Origin of the sequence: Rubrivirga sp., from assembly GCF_049648075.1 — a bacterium.
Classification (GTDB): Bacteria; Bacteroidota; Rhodothermia; order Rhodothermales; family Rubricoccaceae; genus Rubrivirga.
In genome coordinates, this window is the sequence record NZ_JBARYR010000300.1 from 1 (window position 1) to 1548 (window position 1548).

Annotated in this window: 1 protein-coding gene; it reads right to left on the minus strand. The window is 69.6% G+C overall.

Features of this window, described 5'->3' with window-relative positions; translation table 11 throughout:
- Positions 1-1548 (minus strand): hypothetical protein (locus WBA11_RS08945; protein WP_424520354.1); only part of this gene is annotated, 1548 nt, incomplete at both ends.

The following is a 1548-nucleotide window of genomic DNA, read 5'->3' on the forward strand; positions in this document are numbered from 1 at the left end:
ACCCAGTAGTAGTCGAGGTCGTCGTGCCCGCCCTCGACGGAGTCGTCGTAGAGCATCGCGTCGAACCGCTCGTCGTCGGCGACCGACGGCTGCGTGTCGGCCTGGTCGAACGTGTTGTTCGGCTCGAGGACGTCGGCGATCGGCTCGATCGGCGTGGCCTTCATGAGCACCTGGTACGTCCCGTCGCCCAGCTCGGCCGGGGCCGGGATCTGGAGGTAGTACGTGACGTCGGTCTCGGGAACCAGGTTGAGCTTGATGTTGCCCCCGTTGTTCCGCGTCCGCCAGGACCCGGTCTCGGTGTCCGTCACGCTGTTCCCGTTCGCGTCCAGCAGCTGGGCGGCCGCGCCCGTGTCGCCGAACTCGCCGATGCCCTCGCCCCGGACCGTGCGGACGTGGTAGATGGTCCCGGCCTCGAGGTCGAGGCGGTAGGTGTCCACGTCGCCGGCCTCCAACGTCGCCTCAAGGCGGCCCTGCGTGGTCAGGCGCGTGGCGTTGGCGATGTCGTTGTTCGGCTCGGCCTCGACGCCGACGTAGCTGATGCGGAACGCGTACTCGCCCGTCGTCGGGTCGCGGTCGTCGTTCTCCGGCGTCTCCTCGCCGATAAAGTCCTGGGACCCGAACTCGCAGTAGTACGTGCCCGGCTCCGTGACGGCGACGGTCGACCGCGTGTGCCAGTCGAACGCGCCGTCGTCGTTGTCGGCGATCACCTCGCCGGCCGCGTTGCGGATCTTGGAGAACAGGTCGGTGTCGCGGCTCCAGAACTCGCTCGTGAACGGCTCCGACTCACACACCAGCGTCTGCCCGCCCTCGACGATGTCGACGCGGTAGAGGTCGCGGTCGAGGGCGAAGTCGGGGTCGGCGGGGTTGTAGAACATGGCCTCGCGGCGCGTCCCGTCCGGCGTGACCGTCGGGGCCGAGCCGGTCTCGTCGTTGGGCTCGAAGGCGTCCGCGAGCTCCGAGATGTCGGTGCTCTTGATGTGGACCTCGTACGAGCCCGACTCGCCGCCGGCCAGTTGGAGCAGGAACTCGCCGTCCTCGGTCGGCAGGATCTGGACCTTGAAGTCGCCGTCGCCGTAGCGGCCGTTCCAGCCCGACCCGTCGTAGACCGACGTGGCCGGGTCGGCGGCGTTGAATAGGTCGACCGTCGCGAACTCGCCGACGGTCGCGTTTGCGCGGCGGACGTGGTAGATCCGCCCGGCCTCGACGGGGATGCGGAACCAGTCGACATCGCCGGCGGCCATGTCGGCCGCGACGAACCCGTCGAGCAAGACCGTCGCGTTGGCCGCCGTGTCGTTGGGCTCCTGCTCGCGGACGGCGTCGCCGACGTTGAGCGAGTACAGGCCGACGGTGTTGTCGCCCAGCGTCCCGGCGTTGCCGGGCGCGGCCTGAACCTGGATGATGTACAGGCCGTCGGCCGGCAGGCTGAACGTGAGCAGGGAGAGCGCCTCGCTCGAGGGCGACCCCTCGGCCAGCACGTTGAGGTCGCCGTCGAGCAGGCGGACCTGGGCGTCGAAGTCGCGGTTGCCGACGCGCCAGGCGACGCTCTGG